Origin of the sequence: Nocardia gipuzkoensis, from assembly GCF_021183645.1 — a bacterium.
In the GTDB taxonomy this organism is placed as follows: domain Bacteria; phylum Actinomycetota; class Actinomycetes; order Mycobacteriales; family Mycobacteriaceae; genus Nocardia; species Nocardia abscessus.
Map to the genome: position 1 here is coordinate 3800342 of NZ_CP089225.1, position 15920 is coordinate 3816261.

The window sequence follows — 15920 nt, forward strand, 5'->3', positions numbered from 1 at the left end:
AGGTCGGCGGAAAGGAACGCGTGTGACCAGTGCCGAATCCGTCGCGCCCACGCGTCGTGAGCAATTGAAGGCGCAACGCAGGGCGCAATTGTTGGAAGCCGGGGCGCGGTTGATCGCCGATCGCGGCTTCCTCGGTATGCGCCTGGATGATCTGGGCGCCGCCGTCGGTATCAGCGGTCCCGCGGTCTACCGGCACTTCCCGAACAAGGAGGCGCTGCTGATCGAACTGCTGGTCGGGGTGAGTCAGCGCCTGCTGGCCGGCGGCGCGGCGGTGGTGGAGGGCGCGAACTCCGCCGAGCGGGCGCTCGCCGGGCTGGTCGACCATCACCTGGACTTCGCGCTCGGTGAACCGGAGTTGATCCGCATCCAGGACCGCGACCTGGACAACGTGCCCGCCGCCGCCCGCCGCGAGATCCGCCGCACCCAGCGCCGATACGTGGAGATCTGGGTGGGGGTGCTGCGCGAGCTGCATCCGGAACTACCCGAGGAGACGGCGCGGGTCCAAGCCCACGCCGCCTTCGGCCTGATCAACTCCACCCCGCACAGCGCGGGCAACGCGACCGCGGCCCGAGCCCGTCCGGTGCTGCGCAGGATGGCGCTGACCGCCCTCGGGTGAGCGCGCCCTCATCGCGCGCTCCACCCGCCGTCCATCGTGTAGGCCGCGCCGGTGACCATGCCCGCCTCCGGCGACGCGAGCCAGCTCACCAGCGCCGCGACCTCCTCCGGCTCCACCAGGCGCTTGATCGCGCTCTCGGTGAGCAGGATCTTCTCCACCACTTCCTGTACGGGCACGCCGTGCGCCTTGGCCTGGTCGGCGATCTGCTTGTCCACCAGCGGCGTGCGCACGTAGCCCGGGTTGACGCAGTTGCTCGTCACGCCGTGCGGGCCGCCCTCGAGCGCGGTGACCTTCGACAGCCCCTCCAGTCCGTGCTTGGCCGTCACGTAGGCGACCTTGTATTCGGAGGCGCGCAGCCCGTGCACCGAGGAGATGTTGACGATACGTCCCCAGCCCTGCCGGTACATGTGCGGCAGGGCCGCGCGCACCAGCAGGAACGGCGCCTCGACCATCAGCGCGAGCAGGTCGCGGAACCGCTGCGGCGCGAACTCCTCGATCGGGCTGATGTGCTGCACCCCGGCGTTGTTCACCAGGATGTCGGTGTCGAGTTCCAGCTTCTCGAGCGACGCGACGTCGAGCAGATCCACCGCCCACGATCTGCCGCCCAGTTCGGAGGCCACGGCCTTCGCGCCGACCTCGTCGATGTCGGCCACCGTGACGGTGGCGCCGCGCGCCGCGAGCGCACGGGCGCAGGCCGCGCCGATGCCGCTCGCGCCGCCGGTGACCAGGGCGCTGCGCCCCGCCAGATCGCTCATCGCACGGTCACTTCGGCCCGTGCGCCGAGGCTCTCGGCGTCGGCGTGATCGATGCTTTCCAAACTCAGTCCCTTCGTCTCTCGCGCGAAGAGCACGGCGATCGCGCTCACCGCCGCCGCCCCCGCCAGGTACCAGGCGATCGGCACCGCGGAGTGGTAGGTGTTCAACAGCCGGACGGCGATGATCGGCGCCAGCGAGCCGGCCACGATCGAGGTCACCTGATAGCCCAGGGACACCCCGGAGTAGCGCATCCGAGTGGGGAACATCTCGGCCATGATCGCGGGCTGCCCGGCGTACATGAAGGCGTGGAAGATCAAGCCGATGATGATGGCGGACATGATGATCGCGTTGTGGCCGCTGTCCATCATCGGGAAGGCGAAGAAGCCCCAGGTGCCCGCGGTCAGCGCGCCGATCAGGTAGACCGGTCGCCTGCCGAACCGGTCGGACAGGTTGCCCACCAGCGGGATCGTCACGAAGTGCACCGCGTGCGCGGCGAGCAGCCACCACAGGATCACCTGGGTGTCGGCGTGCACCTCCACCTTCAAATAGGTGATCGTGAACGTGACCACCAGGTAGTACATGACGTTCTCGCCGAACCGCAGGCCCATCGCGGTGAGCACGCCGCGCGGGTAGCGGCGCAGCACCTCCACCACGCTCAGCGAGGTGGCCTTGATCTGCTCGGCTTCCTGCTGCGCCGCGACGAAGATGGGCGCGTCGGTGATCTTCGTGCGGATGTAGTAGCCGACCAGCACCACCACCGCGGACAGCCAGAACGCCACGCGCCAGCCCCAGCCGAGGAACGCCTCGTCCGACAGCGTGGAGGTGAGCACCAGCAGCACCACCGTCGCCAGCAGGTTGCCCGCGGGCACGCCCGCCTGCGGCCAGCTCGCCCAGAAGCCGCGGCTGCGGCTCGGGCTGTGCTCGGCGACCAGCAGCACCGCGCCGCCCCATTCCCCGCCGACCGCGAAACCCTGGATGAAGCGCAGCGTGACCAGCAGTGCGGGGGCCCAGTAACCGATCTGCCCGAAGGTCGGCAGGCAGCCCATCAGGAACGTCGCGCTGCCCACCAGGATCAGGCTGAACTGCAGCAGTTTCTTGCGGCCGTACTTGTCGCCGAAATGCCCGAAGACCACGCCGCCGAGCGGGCGCGCCGCGAAACCAACCGCGTAGGTGACGAACGCGGCGAGGATGGCGTCCAGATCGCTGGTGTCCTTGGCGAAGAACACCTTGCTGAACACCAGCGTGGCGGCGGTGCCGTAGAGGAAGAACTCGTACCACTCCACGACCGTGCCCGCCATCGACGCGGCCACCACACGGCGCAAACCGCTGGTCGTGCCGCCCCGATCCTCCGCCGGTGTCGCTCCGGCGCTGTGCTCCCTCATCGCGCTACTCCTTCGTGCCCGGGGCCACACTTCGGACTCGATGTGACGGCCCACACATGCTTGGCTGCACCGAGTATTGGTGCAGACGATTGGCGTCGCAATGACCATTAGTGCAGTTCGGGTCTGCAAAGATGCAGATACGGGCTGCGCTGCACCAGCATTCAGGCTGAAGGCGGCATGCGTTCATGGGGGACGGAACGGCGCGGATCCGGACTTCGCCCGGCACACGTCTACGCGGCGACGACCGCGACCGGTTCGGCGGCGAAGAACCTCACGCCGTGGCTCGGATCAGATCCGTATCACGGTTCTCGATCTGTTCGGTGGTCTTCGGCTGGGCGGGCGGACGTACTCGGTGCAGGGCCGCGTAGCCCGCGGTCGCGAGGATCAGCGCGGCGAATATGCCGAGGTTGCTGCTGCCCAGGCTGCCGGCGCGGGCGGCTGGAGTGAACAGATATCCGAGCAGTGGGCCGATATGCGGATCGGGGGAGGTGATCAGGCCGAACCCGACGATGGTGGCGACGGTCAGGCAGCCGATCCCGGCGCGATTCACCCTGCCGTAGCCGCCGACCGGGCTGAACAGGGCTGTCCGGTCGTAGCCGATATGGCGGCGCTGCCACAGGTCGACCACGAAGATTCCGGACCATGCGGCCATCACCACCGCGGTCGTGGTCAGGAAGGCCTGGAACGGGGCGAAGAAGCCCGGCGCGGCGAAGACGACATAGCCACCCGCGCTCGCGATCAGGACCGCGTCGATCAGGACGGTGTAGTGCCGGGGCATCCGCACGCCCAAGGTCTGGAGCGCGAGGCCCGAGGAGTACAGGCCGATGATGGACCCGGACACGAAACCCACCAGCGCCAGGATCAGATACGGCACCAGGAACCAGGTGGGCAGATGGGCCGACAGGGCGCTGATCGGGTCGGTCGCGGCCATCGCCGCGACCTCGGGGTTACCGGAGGCCAGCAATGTCCCGAAGCCCATCAACACGATGGCGGGCGCGGTGCCGCCGAAGGTGATCCATCCCACCAGTGCGCGTTTACCGGTCTCGCGTGGCAGATAACGGGTGTAGTCGGCCGCGCAGTTGACCCAGCTCAGGCCGAGCAAACTGGCGGCCAACATGATCCCGCCCGTGAACGCGCCCGGACTGGCCTGGCCGTGCGTCGCGAACGAAATCTCGGGCAGCGTCAGCACGACATAGACCACCGACAGTGCGGTGAATACCACGGCGAACCACTTCTGAATCCGCAGGATCACGTGGCAGCCGTAGATTCCGACCACCGTACTGGCCAGGACGACGATGCAGAGGGTGACGATCATGAAGGGCCTGGTATCCATGTCCGGGTCGAGCCGGTGGGCCACGGTGCGGGCCGCGAGGGTCGCCAGGACCGCCGAGAAGGTCTCCCATCCGACCAACGCCAGATAGCTGATCAAGGTCGGGATCTTGTTGCCGTGGAATCCGAACGCCGCGCGGCCGGCCACCATGGTCGCCGCCCCGCCCCGCTGCCCGGCCAGTGACACCAGGCCGAGCAGCAGGAAGGACAGAACCGCGCCGGTCGCCGCCGCCAGCGCCGCCAGGTGCCAGTCGAGGCCCAGTGCCATGACATACGGACCGAACGACACCAGCAGCACGTTGCAACTGGTGCCCGCCCATGGCCAGAACTGCGCGCGCGGATTACCTCGACGCTCGTCATCGGCGACCCATTCGGCGCCTTTTCGCTCGAAGGACCACTTGGAAAGTTTCGCTGAAGCCATTGCCATGCCCAGATCCATTCGCCGAGGGCCGCGACCGGCTGTGGGCACCGGGCCCCGACCATTCCATCTACTTACATATAGTGCCGTTAGATGATGGCTCATTGTATGACGGTGAAGTGTCAAGCGGAACCATGGTTGACGGGGCAACTATTGGGGCGCAACAGATTTGGTGTTCCTTAGCGGTCGTTGCACGTCAACGCCCAAAGCCAGGCACGAATCGAGCGCAAAGGACACCGCTGATTCGCGCTCAGTGCGACGCATGCAGTCAGTTCGACACCTGGATAGCGATCCGTTGTTCGATGGCTTATGTGCCAGTGAGGCGCAAATCTGGCGGTGCCGACGATCTGCGCGCGTCGAGCGATCTGCCAAGATGCAGATATGAGCCCGGCTTCCGCAGGGTCTGCTCGCCGTCCCAGCGCCGATGACCTCCTCGTTCTGCTCGCGGTCGGACGGTCCGGCCGCTTCGTCACCGCGGCCGAGGAACTCGGCATCAACCACACCACGATCTCCCGCCGTATCGCCGCGCTGGAACACACCCTCGGCGGCCGGGTGCTCACCCGGGTGGCGGGTGGCTGGGAGCTGACCGATCTCGGCAAGGAGGCGCTGGCCGCCGCCGAGGTGGTGGAGTCGGCCGTGAAGTCCCTCACGAGCGACGCGGGTGGGAACCGATCGCTGGAAGGCGTGGTCCGCATCTCGGCGACGGACGGCTTCAGTGCCTACATCGCCGCGCCCGCGGCCGCCGAAGTGCAGCGGCGGCACCCGAAGATCACGGTGGAGATCGTGGCGACCACCCGGCGTGCGTCGCAACAACGTTCGGGACTCGACCTCGAGATCGTCGTCGGCGAGCCGCAAGTGCACCGCGCCACCGCCACCCACCTGGCCGACTATTGCCTCGGCCTCTACGCCTCGCGCGACTACCTGCGCGACCACGGCGCGCCCGCGACGATCGACGACCTGGCCGAGCACCCGCTGGTGTACTTCATCGATTCCATGCTCCAAGTCGACGACCTCGACCTGGCCTCCAGTTTCGCGCCCGCGATGCGCGAATCCGTCACGTCCACCAATGTTTTCGTGCATGTGGAAGCCACACGCGCGGCAGCGGGCCTCGGCCTGCTGCCCTGCTTCATGGCGGATCGCCACGCGGATCTCGTTCGCTTGCTGGCCGATTCGGTGACGGTCACCCTCGGCTACTGGCTGGTCGCCCGCACCGAAACGCTCCGCCGCCCGGAAGTGGCCGCCGTCGTCACCGCGATCCGCGTCATGGTCGCCGATCAGCGCGACGTCCTTCTCGGACGCTTGGGCTGACTTCCGCCGAGCGAACATCGGCGGTCAAGCTACGGAGCACATAGGTTCACCTGCGCTCCTGGACGTTTTCGCCCGAGATCTGTTTGGCTGGTGGCTTCGACGGTCTCAGGGAGGTACACACCTATGGCGCTCACGCACTGGGGATTCATCTACACAGCGGCCGGCAGCGCCGCGGGCGGCGATGTCAGCGTCGTGGACACCGGCAAATGCCGCACTGTCCTCGTGGGGGTGGAGAAGCCCGAGGAAGGCATCGAGGTCGCGCGCCGCCTGGTGGACGACGGTGCGCAACTGATCGAGCTGTGCGGAGGGTTCGGGCCCGTTTGGGCCGGGCGCGTCATCGAGGCGATCAACGGTGCGGTGCCCGTGGGCACGGTCGGCTACGGGCCTGAAGCAGTCGACCAGGTGCACGCCATCTTCTCCTGACCGTATGCCGCAGAGGCAGATCGCGTCTGTTGTTCTCCGGGTCAGGCCGTTCGGGCGAGGGTGTCGAATCGGTGGCGGAAGTGTTCTGCGTCGTCTCCCCGTGTCCGGGTGGCGGCTATGCGGACCGGGCGTAGTTCGGCCAGAAGTCGTGGAGAGTTGACGGGGCCTTCCAGGAGAGTCAGGGCGGTGCGCGCTTCGGTGATCGCTGCGGTGGTGTCGCCGAGCCCGGCGAGAGCGGCGGCGAAATAGGCGCGGTACGAGGCTTCGTCCCGTGGGAAATAGCCCCCGTGGGCGACGCTCTCGCGGCACAGTTCGGCCGCCTGGCCGTGGTGCCCGAGCATCCGGAGTCCTCGCGCCTCATGGGCGTGCAACTCGGCCTCGTTCACGTGCTCCAACCATGCCGGGTCGTCTGGATTGTCGAGGCCGCGATCGGCCTCGCGCCAGACTCGCGCCATCGCGCGATCGAACTCCTGCTGGTCACCGACGGCCGCGTACGCAATTGCCTCCTCGGCGGCCTTCAGCGCGTTCATGCGAGCGGACGGTATGCCCCTGACGAGTTCTGTCGAACGCCGTGCGAGGCGCACGGGCTCGGCAAAAGAGGCGGGCGAGGACGCGGCGAGATTCGCGAGGTCTCCCAGGGCGGCGGCCAATAAGGCGTTGTCGCCGCACTGTTCGGCAAGCAGAACCGATTCCGTGAGTTGCCGCCAGGCAGTGCCAGGCCGATTGCTATCACGAGCCAGCCAAGCAACGGTATTCGACAGCCATCCGGTGGCACTCACCAATTCGGCCCCTAGGCGGTGGCCGTACGACCTGGAGTCCAGCAGCCGCCTTACCGAGGCGTATCGGCGCGCTGCGTAGTCGAAGACGCCGCCACCTCCGCGATGGTTGTCGTGCTCCCAAAGCCGTTGCGTGAGCACCCGAATATAAGTGACATGCCCGGTGCCGACCCGAATCGGTTCAGCGGCCCTGGTCGGCGGTATGGAGACACCCGACACTGCCGTTATTGTCGCTGCCAGGCCGAATTGTCTGCGGTCCACGTCATCGACTCCTTCGCCACCCCCGTAGTCGATGGTCCCCGTATCGGGTGTCGCGAGCAAGAGGGGCAGCAGCGCGGAGCGGGGAATCCCCAGCGCGTCGGCGGCGCGGATCAGTTCGCGGATGTCGAAGATGGTCCCCACTTCTCCACGTTCCACCCGGCCCGCATGCGTGCGGTCCCAGTGCAGGAGTGCGCCGAAGTCGGCTTGGGACAGGCCCATTTCTCTGCGGACGAGGGCCAGGGCTTGACCGGGCCGCCCCTCGGCGAGCAACTTGCGGAATTGCGGCGTCGTCCACACGCCGTCCATCTCGTTGTCGATCACTTTCGGCCCCCTGTCCCGAAATCCACTGTGATGCGCGAACTTTAAGCACAAAACCGCAAGCGGGGAGGGGCAACCGCAGATATCGCACACCCGGTGTCGCGCGCTTGACAGCGTCGCGATGTTCCGCCCGTTCCTCGAGGCTCGAGGTGCGCGCGCCGCCGGGGTGATGTCGTGTCGGCACGGCACTCCGGACGCGGTGAGCCGCGAGCGGTGGCGAAAGCCCCCGGCGGCGGGCGCACCCATCGAACGAGAGGTGATCATGAAGCCGAAAGTGGTCGGGTATCTGCGCCGCGATGTCTCCGGGCGTCGCGCACGCAGGCACGAATTGGAAATCCGCGCGCTGGCGAAGGCGTCGGGTTTCGATCTGGCGCGAACGCTGGTCGCGGGCCCGACCGCCCCCGCGTCACTCGAGGCCCTGCTCGCCGTGATCGGCCGTGTCGGCGCGGTCGCGGTGATCACCCCGTCGCGGGGCCATCTGGAGGACCGCACGGACGCGATCATGTCGGTGTGCGGGCTGATCACCCTCGATTCGAGGCACATCCCATCGCAGGGCATGGAAGACCTCGCCGCCCATGGCCCCTCGGACCACGCATGACTGATCGACCTGAACGCCGCCGCGGACGAGCCCGGGCCGACATCAGGGTTTCCGGTCTTCGTGATCGGTCAACAATTGACAGCGGGCGGTCGACGCCCGTGACACATCAGACCAATTGCCCGGCAGGAGAACTGGCCGAGCGCAAACCGACGATCTGCCGACGAAGTGTCCGATCATCTGCCGACCGATTGCCCGATGATTTGCCGATATTATCGCCGACGATCTGCCGATACATATGCCGACGGTCTGCCGATTTCCCGGGTAGGAGAATCAGGACCCCGCCATCACCATCGCGGCCGACTTCGAGGAATAGTCCGCCGAACGCCGTAGTCTGCCGCGGGCCCGCTCGTCGTAGGTGATGTGCCGGACCACGGGACCTACTGCACGGCCGGTTACGGCATGGCCGTAACGCCCGGCTTCCGGCAATGCCTCGGCGACGGCTCGGATCGGTGTGTGACACATCACCGGCTCCGGACGGAAACGGGGTTTCCCGCGCTGTCGATCGGTCAACAAACCATGCGGCGGACCGCCGGTCGGGAGCGCGGACGCCGACCGAACCCATTGCCCGGCACCAGGATCGCGCCCGATCAGGGCGCAGAAGGAGGACAAGTGCGATCCATCCGAGCCGGTCTCATCGCCGTGACGCTCGTCGCCGCCACCGTGGCCGGAGCGAGTTCGGCGCATGCCGATGAGACCCTGCCCGGCGCACCGAAGGACGAGATCATCTCGGTGGACATCAACCTGCTGGGCTGCTCCCTCGGTGCCGGACTCGGCCTGGACCTCCTGCTGGCTCTCACCGCGGGCAACGGTTCCAGCACCACCATCGGCTCCGGCCTGGCCACCCGCCTGCGCGCCGCGGGCTGCCTGCCCTGGCAGCGCTGATCCGTAGCAGAGTTCGACGGGATGCCACCCTGATCCGCGCACCAGCGGCGGGTGGCTTTCCTCGAGCGACAACGGACTCTGCCATGCGGTAGGGCTGCTTAGTCTTGAGCATGGCGTAGGGACGTGGCAGCGGCGTCGGGACAGCGCACCGGGCAATGCCTCCGCACGCACTGAGCGAAAGTCCTTGATACTCAGTGTTTTGGCCTGAGTGTCGAGGGTGCCGAGTATGCAGGAGCATGGGGACGTGAGTACTCCTGCACCCGGACCTGTCTTCGACGTGATCGCCGTGCTGAACGGCGCGGTGGACCTGCGATCCTATCCGCGCCGGAACCTGGTCCTGAGCTCGCCTCCGCGGGTAGAGTTCCGCACCCTGGGGGACAACAGGTCCGCGATCTTCGAGCCGGTCGTCCACCTGCTCAATGGCATCGAGCTGCTCGAATCCCAGGGTTGGGCGCTGGTCAGCGTGATCGAACGGAGCGTCGACAGCACGAGAACCAAGGAGTGCTGCCTGATGGCGTTCATGCACCGCCCCTGATGGAGACCGGTCTGCCGGACGTCTCCGGGCCGCCAGGGTCTTCCGGAGCAGTGGTCTGATCGCGGTGCGCGGCCGTATGGGTCATCCGGCCTGGGGGTGCGGGCGCAAGTCGATCGTGTCGCGCGCTCGTGCCCACACCTCCTGGGCATCGAACCGGGCGGCCTGCCACGAGTCGGTGGCAAGGCCGACTCGCCCGCGCCACTTCCGCATGATCTCGGCGTGCACGGGCCAGCGCACGAACCGCCGCATGTCCTTTTCGGTCTCCCAGATCGAGATCGAGCCGCCGCGTGCCTCCGAGGGGCGAGCCCACAACCACAGGCCGACCGCGCCGTGCATCACGGGCCAGTTCCGGCCCAGCCGCATTCCCGTCTTGTAGATGTCCTGAACGTCTTCTTCGGAAGCGGCCAGGAAGTCGGTGACGCTGACGAACACCGGACCTGCGCTGTCGTGGCGGGGACCGGCTTGCCAGGGCATCAGCACCGTGCCTTCGGAAAACGGCGGTTCACCTGCCGCACCGTGCGGGTCGCCGGATCCTTGGCGGTAATTGGTAATCATGTGTAGATGATATACACATGCATATCAAATCCGTAACCGGGCGCTGACCGCATGAATAGGTATATGCATGGTGAATCCACGGATGTGGGATCGGTACGTATTCGATGAGGCTGGTTGCCGTGCGGCAAGCACAGCTGAGGTGACAGCGCCGTTACCTGGACCCGCCTTCGACAACGGCGCCGGTAGGCCGACAAAGGAGTCGGTCGCGCAGGCGGGATTCCGAACTGCACGGTCTGCGCCACAGTCGCCAGCCCCTACGGCCCGGAGCGGCCCGCAACTACGCCTAGGCAAAAGCATGCCCGGCGGGCACGCCGCGCGGGCACGGTTCTCTCGTCGAATTAGGACGGTAACTGTCCTATCTCCGCGACACAATCGAATCATGAGCGAAACCGAATCGACTGCGGGACAGCCGGATCAGGCCGACATCACCGACTACAACGATCCGAACGCGCCGTGGAACCAGGCTTGGGACCAGCAGGGCAGCATCGCCAACTGGAACGATGATGTGATCAAGGAGTTCAGGGAGAACTCGGGCAAGGTGGGCGGTGCTTACGCGGGCGGGGACCTCATCCTGCTCACCACCACGGGAGCCAAGAGCGGCAAGCGGCACACGACTCCGCTGGGGCCCCTGTACCGGGACGACACCATGTTCGTGAGCTCGTTCATCGAGGATAAGTACCCGGCCTGGTGGTACAACATCAAGGCGAATCCGCAGATCACTATCGAGCTCCGGGACAAGACCTACCAGGCGACCGGCAAGGTGCTCGAAGGCGCGGACTACGACGAGTTCGCGGCCTGGGTGCTGGCCAACAACCCCCTGCTGGCGGACTTCCAGTCCAAGGTCGACCGGCCCATACCGCTGGTCGTGCTGACCCTCGACGGCGAGAGCTGAGCGACCCGGCCGGTACCAATAACCGGCCCCGCAAGATTCACGGCTACCGCAGCCCGGCGGAAATCTACGCTGAACACTGATGTAGAACGAGGCGCGCCGCATCCCGTCCGGGTCCGGCCGCGTGCCGCCCTTACCCGTCCGTGCACGTTCTCCACCCGCCCTTACCTGTGTATGGGCAGGTGTACCTCGAATACACACGTGTCGCTCATCTGAGCGCCGATTGCATAAATAGGTATTGCCTGGGTGAATCTACGGATGCGGGGCCGGTACGTATTCGATGAGGCTGGTTGTCGTGCAGCAAGCACAACTGGTGACAGCGCCGTCACCTGAATCCGCCCTCGACAACGGCGTCGGTAGGCCGACAAAGGAGTCGGTCGCGCGGCGGGGTTCCGCAACGCCACGAACCAGAAACTTCATCCTGATGTCCATTAATCCGTTCAGCCTGTTCGGCTTGGTCGCTGCCCTCGACAGCCGCAACATCCGAGCTCACCTCACCGACAGTGTCGAGGACTGCGCGGTCTGCGCCACAGTCTTCAGCCCGAGGACGTGCCCGGCCGGCCACGCCGCCGAGATCACCCACGCCACTCAGCGTCCTATGACCGCGATCGAAATAGTCGACCAGCTCGTCACGACCGTTCATCAGTCGGTTTCCGCTGGTGCCCAGTGGTCGTGTGGGGCCGGTGGCCGTGAACACAGTGCGCTGATCGACGAGAACCGGCGCGGAATGGGTGTTTGCGACGCCGTGTCACGGAGTTCGGAGAGGACTCCGTGACACGGCTGTTGCTGCCGGTCGACATTCCATCAAGCGGCGTCGAGGGCTGCGGTGATCTTGCGGGTCATCTCGGCCAGGGTGGGGCTGGGCTCGCCCTGGTGGGTCCGGGTGGCTGCGTCGAGGGCGACGAGGACGGTGTTGCGGAAGTTGTCGGCCTCGGCCGGATCCTGCTTCTCGAGCAGGCTCATGGTGGCGGTCAGGGCCGGCAGTACCTGATCGGCGAGTTCGGCGACGGACTTGCCCGGCAGTTCGATGTCCTTCGACTTGGCGGCGAGCACGTGCCCGACCAGGCCGGTCGCCGATGACAAGGCGATGGAACCGTTCGTGGCGACCTTGTGGGGCTTGCCGGTGGCATCAGCGGCGGCCATCAGCGATACGGCACCGTAGGCGGCGGTCCGCAGGGTGCTCTTGTCCTGGTCGGTCAGGGTGACGGACATGCTGTGCTCCTTCAAAGATGTGGTACTGCAATGTGATTGGATGGATAGAGTGGAGGAATGCGGTCGGGTTGGTGCCCGCGGATTGCTCGAGGCGGGTCGGGATACGCCTCGGCGAACGCTGCCGCCCGACCGGTCGTGAGCCCGTTGGTTATCGGCTCGGCGACCCCTGCCGGTCATGGGCGGCTGCCGTCTCGCGTACGGCCTCGGCGATGGCGCGGAAGTCTTTGCGCAGGAGGGCGCCGTGGTTGCTGCCGACCTTCGCGCTGATGTGGATGTTCGGGTTGCGGACGGTCACCGCATCGAGGCTGGTGCGGATCCGTTCTTGCTCATCACCGCGGCTTCCGAAGGACGTCCCCGAAGCAACCACATACCGCACCGGCACGATGATGCCGTCGAGCACCGGGCCCAGCTCGCGCTCGCGGGAGAGCCTGCCGAGCTCGATGTTGCTCTCAGCCATCTGTTCGGCGGTCATCCGGGGTGTCAGGCCTGTCGGGCGCAGCAGCGGGGTGAACCAGCCCAGCCGCTTGAACAGCTTGCGGATCCGCTGCTCCATGGCCTGGTCGAGCCAGTCGTACGGGAACGCGCCGTCGACCAGGACCGCGCCCGCGGCACGATCCGGATTCCGGCCGGCCCAGTGCGCCGCGACGACCGCCCCGTAGGACCAGCCCACCACCAGCGCCCGGTCCACGCCCCTGGCCGCCAGGACGGCATCGACATCGCGGACGGCGGCCCCGAAGGAATAGTCCGCCGAACGCCGCGATTTGCCGCGAGCCCGCTCGTCGTAAGTGATGTGCCGGAACCCGGAACCGAGCTCGGCGATGACCTTCCGCCAGTACCCCTGAGTGGCGAACTGGCCGTTGAGATAGACCACGGGGATACCCGCACCGCCGGTGTCGGTGACAGCCAAGGCCGTATCATCGACCGGCACCATGCCGGTCCACTTCGAATCGGTCGAGGAAGTGTTGTCCTTTGTCATGGCGACCACTCTCAGCGTCTGACCTGACACCACACTGACACCCACCTGACACGGTCACTGACACGGTGTTCCACCTGGATATCTGCTGTTTTCAGCGCCGTTCTACCGGACCCTCCGGAGGCTCGATCGAGGTGCGCGGGCCGCTCGAGCACGGCTCCACCGAGACGGCCCAGATGAACCTCTGCCCGTCGATACCGAGATCCACTCTGCCCGTCGTCGCCGTGACCCTGCTCGCCCCTGCTGAGACCGCCCCCGTGCTACCGCCCGCCCCGTGATGCTGCCCGCCGCCGGTGTGCTCTGAGCACGGCGCAAGCACTCGCAACCCTTCGTAATCGCTGCGCCCGCCGACTCGTAGACGGCAGGGGCGGGCACCGTCCCGCAGGTCGTCCCGGCGATTCGTCGCGTGATCTGTGGCCGACCGCGACTTAGGGTGAGCGGATGGCCTCTCTTTCCGATCCCGAAGTGCGTGAGTTCCTCACCCACGGCACCCGTACCGGCAAGGTGGCGTTCGTCGCCGCTGACGGCAGGCCGGTGGTGAGCCCGGTGTGGTTCGTCCTCGAGGGAGACGAGCTGGTCTTCAACACCGGCAAGTCGACCGCGAAGGGTAAGGCGTTCGCTCGTGACGGGCGCATCGCCGTGTGCGTGGACCTGGAGGAACCGCCCTACGCGTCGGTTCAGTTGCAGGGCTCGGTCACCCTCTCGGAAGACCCCGGCGAACTGCTGCGCACGGCCACCGAGATCGGAGGCCGCTACATGGGCGCGGACCGCGCCGAGGAATTCGGCAAGCGCAACGGCGTCCCCGGGGAACTGGTGGTCCGGTTGCGGCCCACGAAGGTGATCGCCCACTTCGACGCCACAGCCTGAGCGGCCGGATCGGGGCTACGTGTTTCGCCGGTAGCCGGGTGTCGCGGGCATATCCGCTCCCGGTGCTCGGGCCCGTGCGCCGCAGATCCTGCCTCGATCGGTCCGCAGGCTTTGGCGCTTGGTCGTCGGATATCGCCGTTCTACCGCTACCGGTACGCGAGCCCGTTCGCCGCAGGCCTTGTCGCGATCGGGTCGCAGCTCTGGCGCTCGTCGCCGGGGGTCGCTGTTGTATCGGTGCTCAGGTTGGTTCGTTATCCAGCCGGTGTGATCGGGCCGCGGGTTCTCGCTTGGTCGCCAGGCGTCGCCGTTGTGTGGCTCCTGGCGCTCGGACTGGTTCGCCGCAGGCTCTGCCGTGATCGGGTCGCAGTTCTGGCGCTCGTCGCGGGGGTGTCGTTGTATCGCGGCTGGTGCGCGGGCTGGTTCGTTGTCGGCTCTGCCGTGATCGGGTCGCAGTTCTGGCGCTCGGCGCGGGGTGTCGTTGTATCGCGGCTGGTGCGCGAGCTGGTTCGCTGTCGACCCTGAGGCGATCGGGCCGCAAGCATTGGCGGCTCGGTCGCCGGGTAGGCGGTGGGCGGCGGTCAATACACTCGCGCGCATGACCGTGCACTTCATCGGGGCCGGGCCGGGTGCGGCCGATCTGTTGACGGTGCGCGCGGTCGAGTTGCTGCGCGCGTCGCCGGTGTGCCTGTACGCGGGGACCTATCTGGATCCCGACGTGCTGGCGTACTGCGCGCCGGACGCCGAGCTGGTCGATACCCAGCACTTGGACCTCGACCGGATCACCGATCATCTGGTGCGCGCCACCTCGGAAGGCAAGGACGTGGCCCGCCTGTGCTCGGGAGACCCGTCGCTGTACTCCGCGCTGACCGAGCAGACCCGCAGGCTCGACGCGCACGGCGTGCCGTGGGACGTCACGCCGGGCGTGCCCGCCTATGCCGCCGCGGCGGCGGTGCTCGGCACTGAGTTGACGGTGCCGGAGCTGGTGCAGTCGGTGGTGCTGACCCGCACCCAGGCCCGCTCCACCGCGATGCCCGAGTCCGAAGCGCTGGCGAACTTCGCCGCCACCGGAGCCACCCTCGCGCTGCACCTGGCCATCACCCGCGTCCGCGTTCTGGCCGCCGAACTGGCCGCCGACTACGGCCCGGACTGCCCGGTCGCCGTTGTCTACCGCGCCAGTCAACCCGAGCAACTGATCCTGCGCGGCACCCTGGCCGACATCGCTGACCAGGTCGAAGCCGCCGGACTGCGGCAGGCGGCGGTGATCCTGGTGGGCCGCGCGCTCACGCCCGCCGTGTCGTGCGCGCAATCCCACCTCTACGACCCCTCGCGGGTGCGCGGGTCCTCCGGTGCGCAGCGCGGATGACAACGGCGCCGGTGGACGCGAGCGTCGGTCCCCAACGCGGAGGGTCCACCGACGGCGGGTGCCATAGGCGCGTGCCTTACCCGTCACGAAAGTGCCCAAGTGGCGCAGGAGTGACGTGTGTGAGAACCGCAACATCATCCGGCGAACTCACTGCAACGCCCCTGCCTGCGGTGATGTTTGCTCGCTATGTCCGATGGTTGGTCGGGTGCCGGAGGCGACGGTAGATTGATCCGGTGATTCGCAAAGAAGGTCCCGGCGGAGCCGGTCGGTGGGTTCCGGGCACGGTTGAGCCCATGTAACAAGCCCGGCATGTTGGACAGATAGTTCAAATGAACATTTTTTGCCTGATTTGATGTGAGAACTGAACCTGGGGACGCAGGCGCCACGCTCGGATAGGTGTGCGCCCCCTCCGGGTGTGGTCGGGGAGCGCTTGCGTGGTGTTCCGGAAGCGAGGTTACGG

At 67.1% G+C, this 15920-nt stretch carries 18 protein-coding genes; 10 read left to right on the plus strand and 8 right to left on the minus strand.

Features of this window, described 5'->3' with window-relative positions:
• Positions 1-22: 22 nt before the first annotated feature.
• Positions 23-616: an SACE_7040 family transcriptional regulator gene (locus LTT66_RS16925; RefSeq protein WP_233068623.1), complete on the plus strand. Its 594-nt coding sequence runs from the start codon at positions 23-25 to the stop codon at positions 614-616.
• A gap of 8 nt (positions 617-624) precedes the next feature.
• On the opposite strand, the gene LTT66_RS16930 is transcribed toward LTT66_RS16925, so the two are convergent.
• From LTT66_RS16930 to LTT66_RS16940, 3 genes are all read right to left on the minus strand, one after another.
• Positions 625-1371, minus strand: coding sequence for a 3-hydroxybutyrate dehydrogenase (locus tag LTT66_RS16930; RefSeq protein ID WP_233068624.1), 747 nt, complete (start codon positions 1369-1371; stop codon positions 625-627).
• Entirely contained in the window at positions 1368-2753 is a 1386-nt protein-coding gene (locus LTT66_RS16935) for an MFS transporter (protein WP_233068625.1), read from the minus strand. The genes LTT66_RS16930 and LTT66_RS16935 overlap by 4 nt, the downstream gene beginning before the upstream one ends.
• Before the next feature lie 271 nt (positions 2754-3024).
• Positions 3025-4605, minus strand: a complete 1581-nt coding sequence (locus tag LTT66_RS16940; RefSeq protein ID WP_233068631.1) for a purine-cytosine permease family protein — start codon at positions 4603-4605, stop codon at positions 3025-3027.
• A gap of 276 nt (positions 4606-4881) precedes the next feature.
• On the opposite strand from LTT66_RS16940, the gene LTT66_RS16945 reads away from it, so the two are divergent.
• Positions 4882-5808 carry a LysR family transcriptional regulator gene (locus tag LTT66_RS16945; protein WP_233068634.1) on the plus strand — a complete coding sequence of 309 codons (927 nt, stop codon included), beginning with the start codon at positions 4882-4884 and terminating at the stop codon, positions 5806-5808.
• A 123-nt stretch (positions 5809-5931) separates the two neighbouring features.
• On the plus strand, positions 5932-6231 hold the full coding sequence (locus LTT66_RS16950; RefSeq protein ID WP_233068636.1) for a DUF6506 family protein: 300 nt from the start codon (positions 5932-5934) through the stop codon (positions 6229-6231).
• Between the two features lie 41 nt (positions 6232-6272).
• Here the strand turns inward: LTT66_RS16950 and LTT66_RS16955 are convergent, their stop codons facing one another.
• Positions 6273-7589, minus strand: a complete 1317-nt coding sequence (locus LTT66_RS16955; RefSeq protein ID WP_233068637.1) for a helix-turn-helix domain-containing protein — start codon at positions 7587-7589, stop codon at positions 6273-6275.
• 259 nt (positions 7590-7848) lie between these two features.
• Between LTT66_RS16955 and LTT66_RS16960 the strand changes: the two genes are divergently transcribed.
• The gene (locus LTT66_RS16960) at positions 7849-8184 is read left to right on the plus strand and encodes a hypothetical protein (protein ID WP_233068638.1); all 336 of its coding nucleotides are present in this window, start codon (positions 7849-7851) and stop codon (positions 8182-8184) included.
• A 270-nt stretch (positions 8185-8454) separates the two neighbouring features.
• Here the strand turns inward: LTT66_RS16960 and LTT66_RS16965 are convergent, their stop codons facing one another.
• Positions 8455-8646, minus strand: coding sequence for a hypothetical protein (locus LTT66_RS16965; RefSeq protein WP_233068639.1), 192 nt, complete (start codon positions 8644-8646; stop codon positions 8455-8457).
• A gap of 147 nt (positions 8647-8793) precedes the next feature.
• On the opposite strand from LTT66_RS16965, the gene LTT66_RS16970 reads away from it, so the two are divergent.
• On the plus strand, positions 8794-9066 hold the full coding sequence (locus LTT66_RS16970) for a hypothetical protein (RefSeq protein ID WP_195031776.1): 273 nt from the start codon (positions 8794-8796) through the stop codon (positions 9064-9066).
• Positions 9067-9310: 244 nt separating this feature from the next.
• Complete coding sequence (locus LTT66_RS16975) at positions 9311-9601, plus strand: hypothetical protein (RefSeq protein ID WP_233068640.1); 291 nt, start codon at positions 9311-9313, stop codon at positions 9599-9601.
• An 81-nt stretch (positions 9602-9682) separates the two neighbouring features.
• Here the strand turns inward: LTT66_RS16975 and LTT66_RS16980 are convergent, their stop codons facing one another.
• Positions 9683-10156 (minus strand): hypothetical protein, encoded by a 474-nt coding sequence (locus tag LTT66_RS16980; RefSeq protein ID WP_233068641.1) that lies wholly within the window; start codon positions 10154-10156, stop codon positions 9683-9685.
• 379 nt (positions 10157-10535) lie between these two features.
• Here LTT66_RS16980 and LTT66_RS16985 point away from each other — a divergent pair, with 379 nt between their 5' ends.
• Both LTT66_RS16985 and LTT66_RS16990 read left to right on the plus strand, forming a co-directional pair.
• Positions 10536-11048, plus strand: coding sequence for a nitroreductase/quinone reductase family protein (locus tag LTT66_RS16985; RefSeq protein ID WP_195066813.1), 513 nt, complete (start codon positions 10536-10538; stop codon positions 11046-11048).
• 292 nt (positions 11049-11340) lie between these two features.
• Positions 11341-11820: a TIR domain-containing protein gene (locus LTT66_RS16990; RefSeq protein WP_233068644.1), complete on the plus strand. Its 480-nt coding sequence runs from the start codon at positions 11341-11343 to the stop codon at positions 11818-11820.
• 29 nt (positions 11821-11849) lie between these two features.
• Here the strand turns inward: LTT66_RS16990 and LTT66_RS16995 are convergent, their stop codons facing one another.
• Both LTT66_RS16995 and LTT66_RS17000 read right to left on the minus strand, forming a co-directional pair.
• On the minus strand, positions 11850-12257 hold the full coding sequence (locus LTT66_RS16995) for a hypothetical protein (RefSeq protein ID WP_233068645.1): 408 nt from the start codon (positions 12255-12257) through the stop codon (positions 11850-11852).
• A gap of 148 nt (positions 12258-12405) precedes the next feature.
• Positions 12406-13233: an alpha/beta fold hydrolase gene (locus LTT66_RS17000; RefSeq protein ID WP_233068648.1), complete on the minus strand. Its 828-nt coding sequence runs from the start codon at positions 13231-13233 to the stop codon at positions 12406-12408.
• Between the two features lie 438 nt (positions 13234-13671).
• Here LTT66_RS17000 and LTT66_RS17005 point away from each other — a divergent pair, with 438 nt between their 5' ends.
• Positions 13672-14097 (plus strand): PPOX class F420-dependent oxidoreductase, encoded by a 426-nt coding sequence (locus tag LTT66_RS17005; protein WP_233068650.1) that lies wholly within the window; start codon positions 13672-13674, stop codon positions 14095-14097.
• A gap of 595 nt (positions 14098-14692) precedes the next feature.
• Positions 14693-15460, plus strand: a complete 768-nt coding sequence (gene cobM, locus LTT66_RS17010) for a precorrin-4 C(11)-methyltransferase (protein WP_233068652.1) — start codon at positions 14693-14695, stop codon at positions 15458-15460.
• The last annotated feature ends 460 nt before the right edge of the window (positions 15461-15920 follow it).